The following is a 19,461-nucleotide window of genomic DNA, read 5'->3' on the forward strand; positions in this document are numbered from 1 at the left end:
GCGAGCTTGCCCGCGAAGATCGTCAACGATAACGCGGGCATTCTGGAGGCACGCGGCGCAGTTGATTTTTTCGCGAGCAAGCTCGCTTCTACAATTGATATGAGTGCCGGTGATCACACCTGGGACTGAGCACCTTCGAACCACTTCAGCTTCTCACGCAGCACCACTACTTCTCCTACAATCACCAGTGTCGGCGCATGCACTTCATGCTCCGCCACCAGGCGTGGCAGGTCAGCCAGGGTGCCCGTAAACACACGCTGGTTGGACGTGGTGCCTTGTTGGATCAGCGCTGCCGGGGTGTCTGCCGAACGACCATGGCGGATCAGTTGCTCGCAGATGATCGGCAAGCCGATCAAGCCCATGTAGAACACCAGGGTCTGCGACGGCCCGACCAAGTCATTCCAAGGCAAATCCGAAGTCCCGTCTTTCAAGTGCCCGGTGATGAAACGCACGGATTGCGCATAATCACGATGGGTCAAGGGAATACCGGCGTAAGCCGCACAACCGCTGGCCGCGGTAATCCCCGGCACCACCTGGAACGGGATGCCATTGGCCGCCAGTTCCTCGATCTCTTCACCGCCACGCCCAAAAATAAACGGGTCGCCGCCTTTGAGGCGCAGCACGCGCTTGCCCTGCTTGGCCAGTTTCACCAATTGCTGGTTGATCTGGTCCTGCGGCACCGCATGATCGGCGCGGCGCTTGCCGACATATACCCGCTCGGCGTCGCGACGGCACAACTCAAGAATCGCTGGCGCCACCAGGCGGTCATATAGCACTACGTCGGCTTGCTGCATCAAGCGCAGGGCGCGAAAGGTCAGGAGGTCCGGATCACCGGGGCCCGCACCGACCAAATACACTTCACCCGGCGCATGGGGCGGCTTGCCATTGACCTTCTCTACCAGCAAACGCTCAGCTTCATCGCCTTGCCCAGCCAGTTGCCGATCGGCAATCGGCCCTTGGAAAACCTCTTCCCAGAAAGCCCGGCGCTGTTGCACATCGGGATACAAACCTTTGACCTGCGCCCGAAAGCGCGCGGCCAGCCCGGCCAATTGGCCGTAGGTGGACGGGATCCAGGTTTCCAGCTTGGCACGGATCAAGCGCGCCAGCACCGGCGCGTCGCCGCCACTGGACACTGCAATCACCAAGGGCGAGCGGTCGACAATCGCCGGGAAGATCACGCTGCACAAGGCCGGCGCATCCACCACATTGACCGGCACACACCGGCGTCGGGCATCGCTGGACACTTGCGCGTTCAGCGGCTCGTCGTCGGTCGCCGCGATGATCAGGGTGCAACCATCAAGGTCCGCCTCCCGATAACCACGCACAATCAGTTCACCGCCACTGCCCTGCACCAATTCACGCAACTGATCTTCGATCAGGGGAGCAACCACCCGCAACAACGCGCCGGCATCGGCCAGCAGCCGGGATTTGCGCAAGGCAATCTCCCCGCCACCGACGACCAACACACGACTGCCGCGCAGGTTATGAAACAGCGGCAGAAATTCCATTTAGCCGATGACCTCAACGCCCGCCATGTACGGCTTGAGCACTTCAGGCACGCGGATCGAACCGTCAGCCTGTTGGTAGTTTTCCAGCACCGCGACCAGGGTGCGGCCTACGGCCAGACCCGAACCGTTGAGGGTATGGACCAACTCCGGCTTGCCGGTTTCCGGGTTACGGAAACGCGCCTGCATGCGCCGGGCCTGGAAATCACCGCAGTTGGAGCACGAAGAAATCTCGCGGTATTTGTCCTGGCTCGGCACCCATACTTCCAGGTCGTAGGTCTTCACCGCGCTGAACCCCATGTCGCCAGTGCACAGCGCCAATACGCGATACGGCAGCTCCAGCAGCTGCAGGACGCGCTCGGCGTTGGCGGTCAGGCCTTCCAGGGCTTCCATGGAGGTCGACGGCTCGACCACTTGCACCATCTCGACCTTGTCGAACTGGTGCTGGCGGATCATGCCGCGGGTGTCACGGCCCGAGGCGCCGGCTTCACTACGGAAGCACGGGCTGTGGGCGACGAACTTGATCGGCAGTTGCTTGGCGTCGAGGATCTCGCCGGCCACGATATTGGTCAGCGACACTTCGGCGGTCGGGATCAGGTACAGATCAGCTTCGCCATCGCGGCTGATCTTGAACAGGTCTTCCTCGAATTTCGGCAGCTGGCTGGTGCCCATCAGTGCCGGCGCCTGCACCAGGTAAGGGGTGTAAGCCTCTTCGTAACCGTGTTCGCCGGTGTGCAGGTTGATCATGAACTGCGCCAGGGCACGGTGCATGCGCGCAATCGGGCCGCGCAGCAAGGCAAAGCGCGCGCCGGACATTTTGGCGGCGGTTTCAAAATCCAGGCCACCGGTCAATTCGCCCAGGGCGACGTGGTCCTTGATCTCGAAATCAAAGGCTTTTGGCGTACCCCAGCGGCGTACTTCGACGTTACCGTCTTCGTCTTCGCCAACCGGCACCGACTCGTGCGGCAGGTTGGGAATGCCCAGAAGGATCGAATCCAACTCGGACTGAATCTTGTCCAGCTCGACTTTGCCGTCGGACAGCTCGCTGCCCATGCGCTCGACGTCCGCCATCAGCGGCGCGATGTCTTCACCACGCTGCTTGGCCTGACCGATGGATTTGGAACGTGCATTGCGTTCAGCCTGCAGTGCTTCGGTGCGGGTCTGGACGGTCTTGCGCTGTTCTTCCAGCGCTTCGATGCGCGCAACATCCAAGGCAAAGCCGCGGGATGCCAGGCGGTCCGCTACGTCCTGAAGGTTGCTACGTAACAGTTTGGAATCGAGCATGTCGGTCTCTCGTTTATCAAAGTTTGGTCAAGGACAGGCCAGCCCAGGTGGCAAGCAGCCCGCCGAATACACTGATGGCCGCATAGCTTAATGCCAGCGGCACTTGCCCGCTTTCCAGCAGGCGCACGGTATCCAGTGAAAAGGATGAAAAGGTAGTCAGGCCGCCAAGGAAGCCCACCATCAACCCGGCGCGCACTTCAACAGGCACCTCCGGGCGTAACAGAAACAGGCCGTATAACACGCCGATCAGCAGGCAGCCCACGATATTAACGGCCAGCGTCGCGCTATAGAAGTGTTTCGGCCAATTGGCGTTGATCCAATTGCCCGTGGCAAAGCGCAACAAGGTCCCGGCTACACCGCCAACGGAGACTGCGACGACCAAGGGAATCATGATTTTCTCCGCTGTTTCGGGCTCAGGCGGTCAAGTTGCGCCAAGTGGTTGAGCTTTTCCCCGATCTTCAGCTCCAGACCACGAGGTACCGGCTGATAGAACGGCTGAGGGTCCAGATCGTCGGGAAAGTAGTCTTCCCCGGCGGCATAGGCATCCGGCTCATCGTGGGCGTAACGGTATTCGTCGCCATAACCCAATTGCTTCATCAGCTTGGTGGGCGCGTTGCGCAGATGCAGCGGGACCTCAAGCGAGCCGTGCTCGGCCGCTGCACGCAATGCTGATTTGAAGCCCATGTACACCGCATTGCTTTTCGGCGCACAGGCAAGGTAAGTGATGGCCTGCGCTACCGCCAACTCGCCTTCCGGGCTGCCCAGGCGCTCCTGGACCTCCCATGCCGCCAGGCACAGGCTCAGGGCGCGGGGATCGGCGTTGCCGATGTCCTCGCTGGCCATGCGCACCACGCGCCGGGCCAGGTACAGTGGATCGCAACCGCCGTCGATCATGCGCGCAAACCAATACAACGCGCCGTCCGGGTTGGAGCCGCGTACAGATTTGTGCAACGCGGAAATCTGGTCGTAAAAGGCTTCGCCGCCCTTGTCGAAGCGCCGCCGGGTATCACCCAGCAGGCTTTGCAGCAGGTCGACGCCAATCTCACTGTTGTCTTCGGCCAGGTCAGAGGCGTTCTCCAGCAGGTTGAGGAAACGTCGACCGTCACCGTCAGCCGCCGCCAGCAGAATCTTGAAACCCTCCTCCCCCAGGCTCAAATGGCGTTTGCCCAGCCCCTTGTCCTCGCCCAGCGCCCGCTGCAACAGCTTCTGCATTGCGGCTTCATCGAGGCTCTTGAGCACATACACTCGCGCCCGCGAGAGCAAGGCGTTGTTCAGTTCAAACGAGGGGTTTTCCGTGGTGGCGCCGATGAAAATCAGCGTGCCATCTTCCACGTAAGGCAGGAATGCATCCTGCTGGGATTTGTTGAAGCGATGCACTTCGTCGACAAACAGGATGGTGCGCCGACCGTACTGCCCGGCCTGCTGCTTGGCGACCTCCACTGCCTGGCGGATCTCCTTGACCCCGGCCAACACTGCCGAGACCGTTTCAAAGTGTGCATCCGAGACTTTCGCCAACAGCCGCGCCAGGGTGGTCTTGCCCACGCCCGGCGGGCCCCAGAAAATCATCGAGTGCAGGGCACCCTGCTCCAGGGCCTCGCGCAGGGGCTTGCCGCGGGCCAGCAGGTGCTCTTGCCCGACATACTCATCCAGGTTGGTCGAGCGCAAACGCGCGGCCAAAGGCTGGGCAATCGGGTCACTTCGAAACAGGTCCATGGGCAGCGATTTACTCCTGGATCACATCGGCACCCTTGGGGATGTCGAACTTGAACGTGGAGGCTGGGACCGGTTCATTGGCCTTGACCCCGGTGAACAGGATATTGGTGCGCTGGCCGACACTGTCGACCAACTGCATATCGTTGATCACGCCGTTGCGAAACGACAGGCGCAGGCTGTCGAACAGCGTGTCCTTGGACTTGGGCTTGAGGGTGAAGTCGATCACATTGCTCTGTTGCTTGGAGGTGATCTCGAAACTCTCGCTGATCTGCGACACATCACCGGACAGCAGCAAGGCCGGGGTCTGGCTCAGGCGCGGGTCGAGGGTCTTGATGGTCGCCTGCTCCAGGTCCGGGTCCCACAGCGTGACTTTCTTGCCATCAGAAACGATGGTCTGCTCGTTGGGCGCGTCGGTTTTCCAGAAGAACAGGCCTGGGCGCTGGACGGCCATTTCACCGGCCGTTTCCTGCAACTGCGTGCCGCCGCCGTCCAGGGTCAACTGGGAGAAGCGCGCGGTCAGGGTCTTGGATTTGTCCAGCAGGTTGGTCAGGCTCGCGACGGAGGCCTGGTCAGCGTGGGCCGAAAACGCGGTCAAGGCCAATGCCGGCAACAACAGCATGCGGATAAGACGCATGGGAGTCCTCATAGAATGATGTGAAAGGCGCGCCGCGTGCTGCCACGCGGCACGAGGTCAGTCGCGCATCGGCCCTGGCGCGATCACTTCGCGCGAGCCGTTGGTGTTCATTGCCGTGACGACGCCGGCCATTTCCATGGATTCGATCATACGCGCGGCGCGGTTGTAGCCGATCTTCAGTTTACGTTGCACCGCAGAGATCGAGGCGCGACGGCTTTCCAGCACGAACGCTACCGCTTCGTCATACAGCGCGTCGGTCTCGGCATCATCGTCGCCGCCACCGCTGCCACCGTCGAAGCCGCTGCCGGCCTCCTCGACACCCGCCAGGATATCGTCGTTGTATTCCGGCGCACCGCGCAGTTTCCAGGCCTCGACCACGCGGTGCACCTCGTCATCGGAAACGAAGGCGCCGTGAACGCGGATCGGCAGGCTGGTGCCGGGCGGCATGTAGAGCATGTCACCATGGCCCAGCAGTTGCTCGGCGCCGCCCTGGTCGATGATGGTCCGCGAGTCGATCTTGCTCGACACCTGGAACGCCATACGCGTCGGGATGTTGGCCTTGATCAGACCGGTGATCACATCCACCGATGGCCGCTGGGTCGCAAGGATCAAGTGGATCCCGGCGGCACGGGCCTTCTGTGCGATACGGGCGATCAGTTCTTCGACCTTCTTGCCGACGATCATCATCATGTCGGCAAATTCGTCGACCACGACGACGATGGTCGGCAGCTTGGTCAGCAACGGCGCTTCATCGTGAATGCTTTCACGCTTGTACAGCGGGTCGGTCAGCGGCGTACCGGCGTCCTGGGCTTCCTTGACCTTGGCGTTGAAGCCGGACAGGTTACGCACACCCATCTTCGCCATCAGCTTGTAGCGTCGCTCCATCTCGGCAACGCTCCAGCGCAAGGCGTTGGCGGCGTCCTTCATGTCGGTCACCACCGGGCACAGCAGGTGCGGAATGCCTTCGTAGATCGACAGCTCAAGCATCTTCGGGTCGATCATGATCAGCTTGGCGTCTTCCGGGCCGGACTTGAACAGGATCGACAGGATCATCGCGTTGACCCCCACCGACTTACCGGAACCGGTGGTACCGGCCACCAGCAGGTGAGGCATTTTCGCAAGGTCTGTGATCACCGGCTTGCCGCCAATGTCGTGACCCAGGGCCAGGGTGACCGGCGACTTGAAGTTGTCGTATTCCGGGGTCGACAGCACTTCGGAGAAACGCACGATCTGACGATCTTCGTTGGGAATCTCAATGCCCACGGTGGTCTTGCCGGGGATCACTTCCACCACGCGCACGCTGGTCACGGCCAGGGAGCGCGCAAGGTCTTTGGCCAGGTTGGCGATACGGCTGACCTTGACCCCAGCGGCCGGCTGGATCTCGTAACGGGTAATCACCGGGCCTGGGTGGATTGAATCCACCGACACTTCGACGCCAAACTCCTTGAGCTTGATTTCCAGCAGATGGCCAACGGCCGCCAGGGATTCCGGGGAATAGTTGAGTTGTTTCTTTTCCGCCGGATCAAGGATCGAGATCGGCGGCAAGGTGCCTTCGACGGCGCTGTCGATAAACAGCGGCGCCTGCTTTTCCTTCTGCACACGATGACTTGGCTCGGGCGCCTTGACCGGTGCGGGAGCGATGACCGGCGGCACTTGTTTTTCGCGATCAGACATGTGCTTGGTCAGCGCCTGCTCACGCTCGATCAAGCGCTCCTTGACCTTGGCCTGCTCACGGCGGTCAGGCGTACTCGGAGCCACCACTTCATTGACTCGGGTATCGACTTCACGCAGTTGCGCAACCATGCGTTTGCGGTCCACGCGGGCCGCCCACCAGCGGTTGGCAGCGCCCTGGAACAGCTCGAACAGATCGAGGGTGATCTTGCCGGTCACATCCATGACCTTGAACCAGGACAAGTCGGTAAACACCGTCAAGCCAAACAGGAACAGGGCAATGAACATCAGCGTGCTGCCCTGGATATTCAGGGTCTTGCGGGCCAGGTCGCCCAGGCTTTCGCCCAGGGCGCCGCCCGCACCCGCCGGCAGGCCGGTCGGTGCATGGAAATGGATATGTGCCAGCGCCGCGCCCGACAACACCAAAAACACCAGGCCGATCAGGCGCCAGGAAAACAGCCAGCCGCTCCACTGCCACGGCTCGTGGCGCTGGCGGAAGATCTGCCAGGTCTTGATCGCCAGCAACAGCGGGAAGATATAGGCGAAATAACCGAGGATCATGAACAGGATATCGGCGCTGTAGGAACCCACAGGCCCGCCGAAGTTCTGCACATCATCGATCTTGCTGTTATGGCTCCAGCCCGGATCGTCCTTGCCATAGGTCAGCAAGGCCATCATCAGGAACAGGCATAAAGCACCGATGGCAATCAGCGCGCCTTCCTTGAGCCGATAGTGCAGGTGCTGGCGCCAGGCCGGTACCACTGCTGTTTTGGGTGCTGCGGCGGATTTCTTCAAAACGGGTCTTTTCCTGCGCCTTAAGCGCGTCCAACAGTTGAATGACTATAAAAATACTGCCCAACCCGGGCAGGTGAAAAGTGAACGAGCGTCGTCAAGCGTCCTTTAACACTCCGTGACTGCGTCATGAACAGGCGTTAACGCCGGCCCACAAGGACATAGTGCCGCCATTGTACGGGTTTGTGTGCCCGTTGCCACGCTGCCGGCCTCGCTCCTGAAGCATACACAAGCGCATTGCCCATACGTTTCAATTTGAGCATGCATTGTCTTTACTGACAAAGGCTTATGAGCTGTTTTTATCAGACTGGACAAGCTTTACCCAGCATTCCCGCCCAACGGATGGCGACATGACGCGATTACGACCGCATCACCGCTATAGAGTTGCAGAAACACTCGCTCATGCATCTGGGCACTGATTGCGCGATCGCGCTGGCCGAGTGGCGCCGGGTCGACAATAATCACTGCCTACGCGGCGGGCCTTGGCCTGTCACCGCCCTCCCCTTCCGTAAGCCTGACTACCCATGCTCACCTGGTTGCAACGCAATACCCTGACTTTCCCACCGCTGGCAAAAGCCATGCGTGAACCCAACGGCCTACTCGCCGCCGGTGGCGACCTGTCCGCCGACCGCCTGGTCCAGGCCTATCGCCATGGCTGCTTCCCCTGGTTCTCGGAAGGCCAGCCCATCCTGTGGTGGTCGCCCGACCCGCGTACGGTATTGTTCCCCGCAGAGCTGCACGTATCCCGCAGCCTCGCCAAGCTGCTGCGCCAGCAACGCTACGAGGTGACCTTCGACCAGGACTTTGCCGCCGTCATACAGGCCTGTGCTGCTCCTCGCAGCTATGCAGACGGCACCTGGATCACCGACGCCATGCAGAACGCCTACCTGCAACTGCACCAACGGGGCTATGCCCATTCTGTCGAGGTGTGGGACCAGGGCACGCTGGTTGGCGGCCTGTACGGCCTGGCCATGGGCCAGTTGTTCTTTGGCGAATCAATGTTCAGCCGCGCAGACAACGCCTCGAAATTCGGCTTTGCCACGCTCGTCAGGCAATTGCAGGCCTGGGGGTTTGTCCTGATCGACTGCCAGATGCCCACCGATCACCTGCACAGCCTCGGCGCCCGCGCCATCCCCCGCAGTGACTTTGCCGGTTACCTGCGCGACCATCTTGATCAAGCCAGCAGTGGGCCGTGGGTTTCTTAGGCGACATGCGCACACCTGGCTTACACTTATTTCAAAGCTTATCCGAGGGTTGATCATGACCGAGTTGGCGCGCTTGAAGTTTTATGCCACTCAACCCCACTCTTGCAGCTACCTGCCCGAGGAACAGGCGACGACGCTGTTCCTCGACCCCAGCCAGCCGATGGACGTGCACGTGTATGCGGATCTGTCAGAGATGGGCTTTCGGCGCAGTGGCGACCACCTGTATCGGCCGCACTGCCAGAACTGCAACGCGTGTGTGCCGGCGCGCATACCTGTGGCGCAATTTTTGGCGGACCGTAATCAAAAACGCATCCTCAAACGTAATGCCGACCTGATCGTGACCGCAGCCAAGCCCGGTTTCAGCGAGGAATATTTCGATCTTTACCAGCGCTACATCGAACAGCGCCACGCAGACGGCGACATGTTCCCACCCAGTCGCGACCAGTTTTCCACGTTTCTGGTGCGCGACCTGCCGTTCTCGCGCTTCTACGAATTCCGGCTTGAAGGAAGGCTGCTGGCGGTCGCGGTCACCGACCTGCTGCCCAATGGCTTGTCGGCGGTCTACACCTTTTACGAGCCCGCTGAAGAGCGCCGTAGCCTGGGGCGCTTCGCCATCCTGTGGCAGATCAGTGAAGCATCCAGGCAAAATCTGGAAGCGGTGTACCTCGGATACTGGATCAAAAACTGCAAAAAGATGAACTACAAGACCCAATATCGGCCCATTGAGCTGCTAATTAATCAAAGATGGGTCACGCTTAACTAGAACCCCTTGGCTTAAACACCCTTTTTCGGGCACAATGCACGCCGCTTTTGCCTGGCGCAGTTGCACCGGGCCATTCACTGGATACCGAGGGCTTTACTGCATGTCGAAAGAAGACAGCTTCGAAATGGAAGGCACTGTCGTCGACACCCTGCCCAACACCATGTTTCGTGTGGAGTTGGAAAATGGGCACGTCGTAACCGCGCATATCTCCGGCAAGATGCGCAAGAACTACATTCGTATTCTTACCGGTGACAAAGTGCGCGTCGAGCTGACGCCCTATGACTTGAGCAAAGGGCGCATCACTTACCGCGCTCGCTAAACAAGTCAATACAAAACGCCCGGTTATGCCGGGCGTTTTTGTGTGTGTGGGATTTATAGAGGTCGCAAAACAACTGTAGGAGCGAGCTTGCTCGCGAAGAACCCCAGGACAACGCACCGAATCAGGAAGCATGCGTTATCGTTGGCGATCTTCGCGAGCAAGCTCGCTCCTACAGGTTTACAGCGGTCAGGCCATTTCGGCCGTGGTCTCGAACTCGAAGGTCAGCTCGCCATCCTTCAGGTCGATATGCACCACGCCACCATGGTCGGAGAGCTCGCCAAACAGGATCTCTTCGGCCAGTGGCCGCTTGATCTTGTCCTGGATCAGACGCGCCATTGGGCGAGCCCCCATTGCCGCGTCGTAGCCACCCTCGGCGATCCAGCTGCGTGCCGCTTCCGTCACTTCCAACTGCACGCGCTTGTCTTCCAACTGCGCCTGAAGCTCGGTAAGGAACTTGTCCACAACGCTCTTGATAACCTCATGACTGAGGCGACCAAACTGGATAATGGTGTCCAGGCGGTTACGGAATTCCGGCGTGAAGCTCTTCTTGATCACTTCCATGGCGTCGGAAGAGTGATCCTGATGAGTAAAGCCAATGGAAGCCCGCGCGGCCGTCTCGGCACCGGCGTTGGTGGTCATGATCACGATCACGTTGCGGAAGTCCGCCTTGCGCCCGTTGTTGTCTGTCAGGGTCCCGTGGTCCATGACCTGCAGCAGCAGGTTGAAGACTTCCGGGTGGGCCTTTTCGATTTCATCGAGCAACAATACGCAGTGAGGCTGCTTGGTGATCGCCTCCGTTAAAAGGCCGCCCTGGTCGAAGCCGACATAGCCCGGAGGCGCACCGATCAGGCGCGACACGGTGTGCCGTTCCATGTATTCGGACATGTCGAACCGCACCAGCTCAATGCCCATGGCCTTGGCCAACTGGCGTGCTGCTTCGGTCTTGCCGACGCCGGTAGGCCCGGCGAACAGGAACGAACCCACCGGTTTGTCCGGCGACTTGAGACCGGCACGGGACAGCTTGATCGCCGTCGACAGCGAATCAATCGCCGCATCCTGGCCAAACACCGTCAGCTTGAGGTCGCGCTCCAGGTTACGCAGCAGCTCCTTGTCGGAACTGGTGACGTGTTTTGGCGGAATACGCGCGATTTTCGCCACGATATCCTCGACCTGGGCCACTTCGATGCGCTTCACACGCTTCTCTACCGGCTGCAGGCGCTGGTAGGCCCCCGCTTCGTCGATCACATCGATGGCCTTGTCCGGCATGTGCCGGTCATTGATGTAGCGCGATGCCAACTCAGCGGCCGCACGCAGTGCCTCATCACTGTATTCGATGCCGTGGTGCGCTTCGAAACGGCCTTTGAGCCCACGCAGGATACCAATGGTGTCCTCGACCGAAGGCTCGGACACGTCGACTTTCTGGAAGCGACGCGCCAGGGCACGGTCTTTTTCGAAGATCCCGCGAAACTCCTGGAACGTGGTCGAGCCGATGCAGCGGATATCACCCGAAGACAGCAGCGGCTTGAGCAGGTTGGAAGCGTCCATCACCCCACCGGACGCCGCGCCGGCGCCAATGATGGTGTGGATTTCATCGATAAACAGGATCGCCTGCGGACGCTTTTTCAGCTCGCCAAGCAACGCCTTGAAACGCTTTTCAAAGTCGCCACGGTACTTGGTCCCGGCGAGCAACGCCCCCAGGTCAAGGGAATAGACGACACTGCTGGCCAGCAGGTCTGGCACCTGATTGTCCACAATACGCTTGGCCAGGCCTTCGGCAATCGCGGTCTTGCCCACGCCCGCCTCGCCCACCAGCAGCGGGTTGTTCTTGCGACGACGAGCCAGGATCTGCGCAACACGCTCGACTTCCATCTCGCGCCCAACCAGCGGATCAATCCGCCCCTGGCGCGCCAACTCGTTGAGATTGCTGGCATAGGCATCCAGCGGGTTGCTTGAAGAAGAAGACTCGCCGCCCTCGTCGTCCTGCATATCCTGCTCACCCTCGGAGTGATCGCCATGCCCTGGCACTTTCGAGATGCCATGGGCGATGTAGTTGACGACATCAATACGGGCAACGCTCTGCTGCTTGAGCAGGAACACCGCCTGGCTTTCCTGCTCGCTGAAGATGGCAACCAATACATTGGCGCCCGTCACTTCACGCTTGCCGGAGCTCTGCACGTGGAAGACAGCACGCTGCAAAACCCGCTGGAAGCCCAGGGTTGGCTGGGTCTCACGGTCCTCGTCATGCACGGGGATCAGTGGCGTGGTGGAGTCAATAAACTCTTGCAGGTCATGCTTGAGTTTGTCGAGGTTGGCGCCGCACGCACGCAGAACGGTGGCGGCAGCTTCGTTATCCAAAAGTGCCAGCAGCAGGTGTTCGACGGTCATGAATTCATGACGCTTCGAACGGGCCTCCTTGAAGGCAAGATTGAGGGTGACTTCGAGCTCGCGGTTTAACATAGCTTCACCTCATACCCAAGTGGTCGGAGTTAACCGTCCTTCTCGATTTCACAGAGTAGCGGATGCTGGCTTTCCCTGGCGTACTGGTTGACCTGCATGGCCTTGGTCTCGGCGATGTCGCGGGTAAACACTCCACATACTGCCCGTCCTTCTGTGTGAACGGCCAGCATTACCTTGGTCGCCAACTCGCGGTTCAGATTAAAAAACACCTCGAGTACTTCGACGACGAAATCCATCGGCGTGTAGTCATCATTGAACAAAACCACCTTGTACATCGGCGGCGCCTGTAAAGCAGGCTTGGCCTCCTGAACAGCGATGCCTGCAGAACCGTCATCGTCTTCTAGATGATCCGGGCGATCCTGATTGAATGTTAGTCGAATCTGGCTGAATGCATGCATGGAAAGAAAGGTTCGTCTGTTGTGCATTTACAGTGATGGGGGCGACCTGTCAGAAATTCAACTCCGACCGACTGGTCACCTTGACTATCGGCAAAACGGTGTTACAACCAATAGAACCCACAGTGGGTAAAAAAGGTCCGCGCAGTCAACCTTATTTATTCGGGTTAGGACGGATAAACTGGATGATACTCCAGTGATGGAGTCTGGTGCAGAGGGATATGGGTATGTCTGGCAGCAAGATCAGTGGCAAGGTCAAATGGTTCAACAATGCCAAGGGGTACGGCTTCATTAATGAAGACGGTAAGGATGAAGACCTCTTTGCGCATTACTCGGCGATTACCATGGAGGGTTACAAAACGTTGAAAGCCGGTCAATTGGTGTCCTTTAAGATTATCCAGGGACCTAAAGGCCTGCACGCTGTCGAAATCTGCGCAGCTGCAACTGGCACTCCCCACGAAGACCACGACAACGCAGATAGATCCGCTCAGTCGAAAAAGAAACAAACGGCCTAATCAGCCACTGAGTAGATACCCTGCATAAAAAACGGCCATCCTGATCACTCAGGATGGCCGTTTTTTTATCGCCTTCGACTTATTACATATGCGAAATCAACGCATCGCCAAAGCCCGACGACGACACCAGCTTGGCGCCATCCATCAAGCGCTCGAAGTCATACGTCACGGTTTTGGCCGAGATTGCCCCATTCGTGCCCTTGATGATCAAGTCGGCAGCCTCGGTCCAGCCCATATGGCGCAACATCATTTCCGCCGACAGAATCAATGAACCCGGGTTGACCTGGTCTTTGCCGGCGTATTTGGGTGCAGTACCGTGAGTGGCTTCGAACATCGCCACGGTATCAGACAGGTTGGCGCCCGGCGCAATACCGATACCGCCCACTTCTGCCGCCAGGGCGTCAGAGAGATAGTCACCGTTGAGGTTCAGGGTGGCGATCACATCATATTCGGCCGGACGCAGCAGGATCTGCTGGAGCATGGCGTCGGCAATCGCATCCTTGACCACCACATTGCGGCCGGTGCGCGGGTTCTTCAATTGCATCCACGGCCCACCGTCGAGCAGGGTCGCGCCGAATTCTTCGGCGGCCACTTCATAGGCCCATTCCTTGAAGGCACCCTCGGTGAACTTCATGATGTTGCCTTTATGCACGATGGTCAGCGACTCACGGTCGTTATCCACTACATATTGCAGGGCCTTGCGCGCCAGGCGCTTGGTGCCCTCCTTGGAAACCGGCTTGACGCCAATCCCGCAATCCTGGTCAAAACGGATCTTGGTGACGCCCATTTCTTCCTTGAGGAACTTGATGACCTTGATGGCTTCCGGCGAGCCGGCCTTCCATTCGATGCCGGCGTAAATATCCTCGGAGTTCTCACGGAAGATGGTCATGTCCACATCGCCAGGCTTCTTGACCGGGCTTGGCACACCTTCGAACCAACGCACCGGGCGCAGGCAGACATACAGGTCCAGTTGCTGGCGCAGGGCCACGTTCAGCGAACGGATGCCGCCACCGACCGGCGTGGTCAGCGGGCCCTTGATGGAAACCACGTAGTCCTTGACCGCGTCCAGGGTTTCCTGGGGCAGCCAGGTGTCCTGGTCGTAAACTTGAGTGGCCTTCTCGCCGGCATACACCTCCATCCAGGAGATTTTGCGCTTGCCGCCGTAAGCCTTGTTAACAGCTGCATCGACCACCTTGATCATCACCGGGCTGATGTCGACGCCAATACCGTCACCTTCGATGAAGGGAATGATCGGGTTGTCAGGAACATTGAGAGAATGGTCTGCGTTGACGGTGATTTTGTCGCCGACTGCCGGAACCTGAATCTTCTTGTATCCCATGCTGAACTCCGTTTGTGGATTGAACATCTGGCTGTGCCCGAGCCTACTCCAGTTGAATGTGGACTGGAACCTTGCGCCCGGTACATTTGCTGCGAAAACCGTAGATTCAGTCGCCTACAACCTTGAAACAAAAGGGAAAAACGCCAAACTTGAGCATTACGTGCGACTTTAGGCGCAATCCGGTACCTGCGACCTTTAGACCAATGGACGACCCACCTTTTGTATGAAGGCTCGGCGTAAGCATAGCGACCTATGTATAATGCCGCCGCTGACCAAAGAGTCACGACGGCCGACCGCTCTATATCGAGCACCTGCGCCCGAAAAAGCCGGGTTGCCACAGCAGCCCACCCGCTTGACGCTCGACTGATGCAACCCAACATCACCGCGAAGAAACATCGACATTCGGCTCATGGATGACTTTGAACGAACGCGCTTTACCCGGCGCATCTCGAGTTTCCGCGCACGCTTTTAGCAAAGAAGAGAGTTAATCCGAATATGCCCACCCGCTCGAAGATCATCTATACCTTCACCGACGAAGCTCCAGCCCTCGCCACCTATTCACTGCTGCCTATCGTAGAGGCCTTCACCGCTTCCGCTGATATTGAAGTGGAAACCCGCGATATCTCCCTCGCAGGGCGCATCCTCGCAAGCTTCCCCGAGCAACTGGGCACCAAGGCTGTTGCGGACCACCTCGCCGAACTGGGCGCCCTGGCCGTAACCCCCGAAGCCAATATCATCAAGCTGCCGAACATCAGCGCCTCGACCCCGCAGCTGCAAGCCGCGATCAAGGAACTGCAGGCCCAGGGCTACGCCCTGCCGGACTATCCGGAAACCGTAACCACCGACGCGGAAAAAGAAACCCGTGCACGTTACGACAAGGTCAAGGGCAGCGCCGTAAACCCGGTCCTGCGCGAAGGCAACTCTGACCGCCGCGCCCCACTGTCGGTCAAGAACTACGCCCGCAAGCACCCGCACAAAATGGGCGCCTGGGCCGCTGACTCCAAGTCCCACGTGGCTCACATGAGCAACGGTGACTTCTACGGCAGCGAAAAGGCCGTGCAGATCGAAGCCGCCGATGCTGTCAAAATCGAGCTGGTCGGCAAGGATGGCAGCACCACCGTCCTGAAAGAAAAAACCTCCGCACTGGCCGGCGAGATCCTCGACAGCGCCGTGCTGAGCAAGAACGCCCTGCGTGCGTTCATTGCCGCCGAAATCGAAGACGCCAAGAAACAAGGCGTGCTGCTGTCGGTCCACCTCAAAGCCACCATGATGAAGGTCTCCGACCCGATCATGTTCGGCCAGATCGTTGCCGAGTTCTATAAAGATGCCCTGGCCAAGCACGCCACCGTGCTCGAACAGATCGGCTTCAACCTGAACAACGGCATCGGCGACCTGTACGCTCGCATCAAGGCCCTGCCTGGCGACCAGCAAGCGCAGATCGAAGCTGACATCCAGGCGGTTTACGCCGCTCGCCCATCGCTTGCGATGGTCAACTCCGACAAAGGCATCACCAACCTGCACGTGCCGAGCGACGTGATCGTCGACGCCTCGATGCCAGCCATGATCCGTGACTCCGGCAAGATGTGGGGCACCGACGGTCAATTGCACGACACCAAGGCCGTGATTCCGGATCGCTGCTACGCCACCATCTACCAGGCGGTCATTGAAGACTGCAAGGCCAATGGTGCCTTCGACCCAACCACCATGGGCAGCGTGCCAAACGTTGGCCTGATGGCGAAGAAAGCCGAAGAGTATGGCTCCCACGACAAGACTTTCCAGATCAAGGCTGACGGCGTAGTTCGCGTCACCGACAGCAAGGGCAACCTGCTGATGGAACAGTCGGTCGAAGCCGGCGATATCTTCCGCATGTGCCAGACCAAAGACGCGCCGATCCAGGACTGGGTCAAACTGGCCGTCAACCGCGCCCGCGCCAGCAACACCCCAGCCATTTTCTGGCTGGACCCGCTGCGCGCCCACGACGGCGTAGTGGTCGAGAAAGTTCAGGCTTACCTGAAAGACCACAACACCGAAGGCCTGGACATCCGCATCATGTCGCCAGTCGACGCGATGAAGTTCACCCTGGAACGCACCCGCAAGGGCCTGGACACCATCTCGGTGACCGGCAACGTACTGCGCGACTACCTGACTGACCTGTTCCCGATCATGGAACTGGGCACCAGCGCCAAGATGCTGTCGATCGTACCGCTGATGAACGGCGGCGGCCTGTTCGAAACCGGCGCCGGCGGCTCGGCGCCAAAGCACGTGCAGCAACTGCTGGAAGAAAACTTCCTGCGTTGGGACTCCCTGGGCGAGTTCCTGGCCCTGGCCGCTTCCCTTGAGCATTTGGGTGTGAACTACAACAACCCGAAAGCCCTGGTGCTGTCCAAGACCCTGGACCAGGCCACCGGCCAGTTCCTCGACAACAACAAGTCGCCATCGCGCAAAGTCGGCAACATCGACAACCGCGGCAGCCACTTCTACCTGGCGCTGTACTGGGCACAAGCCCTGGCCGCCCAGACTGAAGATACCGCGCTGCAGGCGCAGTTCGCTCAACTGGCAAAAACCCTGGCCGAGAACGAAGCAACCATCGTTGCCGAACTCAACGCCGTACAGGGCAAGCCAGTGGACATCGGCGGCTACTACGCGCCGAACCCAGAGCTGACCAGCAAGGCTATGCGTCCGAGCGCTACCCTCAATGCCGCGATTGCTGCATTGAAGTAAGGCTGTAGAGGCAACACCACAAACCCCGGCCATGCGCCGGGGTTTGTGTTTTTCAGCCTTTTAATGGCACACCGTACTCCGCACGCCATGCGTTCTCGATAATCGTCAGCAACTGCGATCGGTACCACGGCTGCCAACCCACCCTCTGCCTGAGTTCGACGCCAAACCTGGGCAGTTCCGGCAAAAAACCGATCGGCTCGAGTTTTTTTAGGCCCTGCCCCTGGGCAAACCAGGGCAACAGCGTTACGCCAACCCCTGCCTGGACCGCAGAACGCAACGACACCAAGTCCTCGGACTCATACACACAACGCCATCTGATACCGCTCTCCTCCAGGCGCCGGATCGCCAGACTGCGGAATAGGCAAGGTGCCTTGAACAATGCCAGCAAAACCTCCTGGCCCTGCGCAGGCATAACCCCATGCTCACCACCCAGCCATTTCAGCGAAAGCGTATGCAAAGGTTCCCCGGCAACTTTTGGCAGTTCATCAATCATCAGGCCAATATCAATCCCACCCTCATTGAATGCTTGCGCGAGCACCAGAGAGCGCGCCACTTTGACCCCGATCCGCACCGACGGCAATTCAACGGCCAGCGCCGCAATCACGCGCTGTAAGATCTCCTCGGAGAAGTACTCGGGGATGCCGAGCATCACAGATTCCTGGGTGCGACTGACATCAAACAGCCCGCCGACCTTGTCGTTGACCTCCAGGATCTGCTGGGCATAACCGATCAGCCGCTCCCCCTCCAGGGTCAGCAGTACCTGACGGTTATCGCGAACAAAAAGCCCGACACCCAACAACTCCTCCAACCGCCGGACCTGTTGGCTGATCGCAGGCTGCGTCAGGGCTAGCGCCTCGGCGGCCCGGGTAAAACTGCCCAGTTGCGCAACCTTGAGGAAGCTGCGCAAAGACTGAATATCAAGATTGACTCTCATGGCACACCGAAGCGAGTGAGTAAATACGCCCGAGCATTAGTGCAAGGCTGCGCCCCTATCTGTCAAGAACGCCAGGCCCCCTAAGAGGTACGCGCATGATTCATCAGGTAAACGCCAACCCCCGACACTACAAAACCTGCAATTGCCAGCGCACCTGGAGCCTCACCCAGGGTCACGGAGGCCATGATCTGCGTCACCGCCGGAATGACATGGAACAGATTGGTCGCCTTACTCGCCTCCCCTCGCCGAATCATTAGGTACAGCAGGGTCAGCGCACCGACTGAGTTCATTACAGTGATCCACGCCACCGAAGCGGCGAAGGGCACCCATTGCGTCACCTGCATGGTCTCGGTGGTATAGGCCAGCAGCAACATGACCAACGATGCGGTGACCATCTGAATGAAACAGCCCACCCACAGGTTGACGCCGCCGAGGAAACGTTTCTGATACAGCGTGCCAAGGGTGATGCCTATCAGCGCCAGCCCCACCGCGCCATAACCGCCGATTGACGCTTCTGAACCAAAAAAACTGCTGCCGACCACAATGGCCACGCCGCCCACGCCCAGGATCGAGCCTGGCAGGTCGCGCCAGCTCAATTGCTCGCCTAAACAGAAGTAGGCACCGATCACCACGAACACTGGCATCAACCCGACAATCAGCGCAGCTTGTCCAGCCGGCACACCCTGGCTTATCCCGGTGTAGAGGCCGCCAAATTGCAGGGCCTGCAAGAGCAAACCCACCGCAGCCGCATGAAGGTAAGGTGTGAGCCGCCTAGGCCACTCGGCCTTGATGGCGAGTGCTACTCCCAGGAACACCAGGGCAGCCAAGGCAAACCGATAGAACGTCATGGTAAAGGGCTCGCCATAACGCACACCGAACGCACCGCCGATATAACCGGAGCTCCACAACAGGATGAAGGCAATAGGCAATGGCGATGTAAGGCGTACTTCGTAGCTTTTGTGGGCAATCGGCTTCATGACACTCTCCAATAACGACTGTTCTGGAGAGGTAAACTGCGCCCCGGCTTGCAAGCGGTAAAATCATATAATGTGCGGCGCAGCATGCATTTTGCTTATGCACCACATGCCCACTGCAGAAACCGAATCAGAATGTGGGAGCTGGCTTGCCTGCGATTGCGGTGTGTCAGCCACTAATTCGCTTACTGACAGACTGCTATCGCAGCATAGGTATCTACACAACTTTGCCGCAACGCC

The 19,461-nt window shown here is 59.2% G+C and carries 17 protein-coding genes; 6 read left to right on the top strand and 11 right to left on the bottom strand.

Going from position 1 to position 19,461, the window contains the following annotated elements; genetic code table 11:
• Window positions 1-6 precede the first annotated feature (6 nt).
• On the top strand, window positions 7-129 hold the full coding sequence (locus FIV38_RS30685) for a hypothetical protein (RefSeq protein WP_262499496.1): 123 nt from the start codon (window positions 7-9) through the stop codon (window positions 127-129).
• Here the strand turns inward: FIV38_RS30685 and cysG are convergent.
• From cysG to FIV38_RS09730, 6 genes are read right to left on the bottom strand one after another with little or no spacing between them, the layout of a single operon-like run.
• Entirely contained in the window at window positions 114-1,508 is a 1,395-nt protein-coding gene (cysG, locus tag FIV38_RS09705) for a siroheme synthase CysG (protein WP_092239104.1), read from the bottom strand. The genes FIV38_RS30685 and cysG overlap by 16 nt on opposite strands.
• Window positions 1,509-2,789 carry a serine--tRNA ligase gene (serS, locus tag FIV38_RS09710; protein ID WP_029293570.1) on the bottom strand — a complete coding sequence of 427 codons (1,281 nt, stop codon included), beginning with the start codon at window positions 2,787-2,789 and terminating at the stop codon, window positions 1,509-1,511.
• A 16-nt stretch (window positions 2,790-2,805) separates the two neighbouring features.
• A complete protein-coding gene (gene crcB / locus FIV38_RS09715; protein WP_092239102.1) occupies window positions 2,806-3,180 on the bottom strand; it encodes a fluoride efflux transporter CrcB in 375 nt (124 codons plus the stop codon).
• On the bottom strand, window positions 3,177-4,502 hold the full coding sequence (locus tag FIV38_RS09720; protein ID WP_029293566.1) for a replication-associated recombination protein A: 1,326 nt from the start codon (window positions 4,500-4,502) through the stop codon (window positions 3,177-3,179). The genes crcB and FIV38_RS09720 overlap by 4 nt, the downstream gene beginning before the upstream one ends.
• 10 nt (window positions 4,503-4,512) lie before the next feature.
• Window positions 4,513-5,136, bottom strand: a complete 624-nt coding sequence (gene lolA, locus FIV38_RS09725) for an outer membrane lipoprotein periplasmic chaperone LolA (RefSeq protein WP_029293564.1) — start codon at window positions 5,134-5,136, stop codon at window positions 4,513-4,515.
• Between the two features lie 57 nt (window positions 5,137-5,193).
• The gene (locus FIV38_RS09730) at window positions 5,194-7,602 is read right to left on the bottom strand and encodes a DNA translocase FtsK (protein WP_029293562.1); all 2,409 of its coding nucleotides are present in this window, start codon (window positions 7,600-7,602) and stop codon (window positions 5,194-5,196) included.
• A gap of 521 nt (window positions 7,603-8,123) precedes the next feature.
• Here FIV38_RS09730 and aat point away from each other — a divergent pair.
• The 3 genes from aat to infA all read left to right on the top strand — a co-directional run bounded on the left by aat (window position 8,124) and on the right by infA (window position 9,886).
• Entirely contained in the window at window positions 8,124-8,804 is a 681-nt protein-coding gene (gene aat, locus FIV38_RS09735) for a leucyl/phenylalanyl-tRNA--protein transferase (protein ID WP_029293560.1), read from the top strand.
• Window positions 8,805-8,859: 55 nt separating this feature from the next.
• On the top strand, window positions 8,860-9,567 hold the full coding sequence (locus FIV38_RS09740) for an arginyltransferase (RefSeq protein ID WP_029293558.1): 708 nt from the start codon (window positions 8,860-8,862) through the stop codon (window positions 9,565-9,567).
• Between the two features lie 100 nt (window positions 9,568-9,667).
• On the top strand, window positions 9,668-9,886 hold the full coding sequence (gene infA, locus FIV38_RS09745; protein ID WP_002553999.1) for a translation initiation factor IF-1: 219 nt from the start codon (window positions 9,668-9,670) through the stop codon (window positions 9,884-9,886).
• A gap of 186 nt (window positions 9,887-10,072) precedes the next feature.
• Here infA and clpA read toward each other — a convergent pair whose 3' ends face one another.
• Window positions 10,073-12,343 carry an ATP-dependent Clp protease ATP-binding subunit ClpA gene (gene clpA, locus FIV38_RS09750; RefSeq protein ID WP_092239099.1) on the bottom strand — a complete coding sequence of 757 codons (2,271 nt, stop codon included), beginning with the start codon at window positions 12,341-12,343 and terminating at the stop codon, window positions 10,073-10,075.
• Between the two features lie 29 nt (window positions 12,344-12,372).
• Window positions 12,373-12,741: an ATP-dependent Clp protease adapter ClpS gene (gene clpS / locus FIV38_RS09755; protein ID WP_029293391.1), complete on the bottom strand. Its 369-nt coding sequence runs from the start codon at window positions 12,739-12,741 to the stop codon at window positions 12,373-12,375.
• A 224-nt stretch (window positions 12,742-12,965) separates the two neighbouring features.
• Between clpS and cspD the strand changes: the two genes are divergently transcribed.
• The gene (gene cspD, locus FIV38_RS09760) at window positions 12,966-13,253 is read left to right on the top strand and encodes a cold shock domain-containing protein CspD (RefSeq protein ID WP_032866679.1); all 288 of its coding nucleotides are present in this window, start codon (window positions 12,966-12,968) and stop codon (window positions 13,251-13,253) included.
• Window positions 13,254-13,335: 82 nt separating this feature from the next.
• Here cspD and icd read toward each other — a convergent pair whose 3' ends face one another.
• Window positions 13,336-14,592, bottom strand: a complete 1,257-nt coding sequence (gene icd, locus FIV38_RS09765; RefSeq protein ID WP_029293387.1) for an NADP-dependent isocitrate dehydrogenase — start codon at window positions 14,590-14,592, stop codon at window positions 13,336-13,338.
• A gap of 495 nt (window positions 14,593-15,087) precedes the next feature.
• Here icd and FIV38_RS09770 point away from each other — a divergent pair, with 495 nt between their 5' ends.
• On the top strand, window positions 15,088-17,313 hold the full coding sequence (locus FIV38_RS09770) for an NADP-dependent isocitrate dehydrogenase (protein WP_092239097.1): 2,226 nt from the start codon (window positions 15,088-15,090) through the stop codon (window positions 17,311-17,313).
• 52 nt (window positions 17,314-17,365) lie between these two features.
• Here the strand turns inward: FIV38_RS09770 and FIV38_RS09775 are convergent, their stop codons facing one another.
• Both FIV38_RS09775 and FIV38_RS09780 read right to left on the bottom strand, forming a co-directional pair.
• A complete protein-coding gene (locus FIV38_RS09775; RefSeq protein WP_158682844.1) occupies window positions 17,366-18,220 on the bottom strand; it encodes a LysR family transcriptional regulator in 855 nt (284 codons plus the stop codon).
• Window positions 18,221-18,327: 107 nt separating this feature from the next.
• Window positions 18,328-19,224: a DMT family transporter gene (locus FIV38_RS09780; RefSeq protein WP_092239093.1), complete on the bottom strand. Its 897-nt coding sequence runs from the start codon at window positions 19,222-19,224 to the stop codon at window positions 18,328-18,330.
• Window positions 19,225-19,461: the final 237 nt, after the last annotated feature.

The sequence above is a fragment of the Pseudomonas proteolytica genome, assembly GCF_007858275.1.
GTDB lineage: Bacteria > Pseudomonadota > Gammaproteobacteria > Pseudomonadales > Pseudomonadaceae > Aquipseudomonas > Aquipseudomonas proteolytica.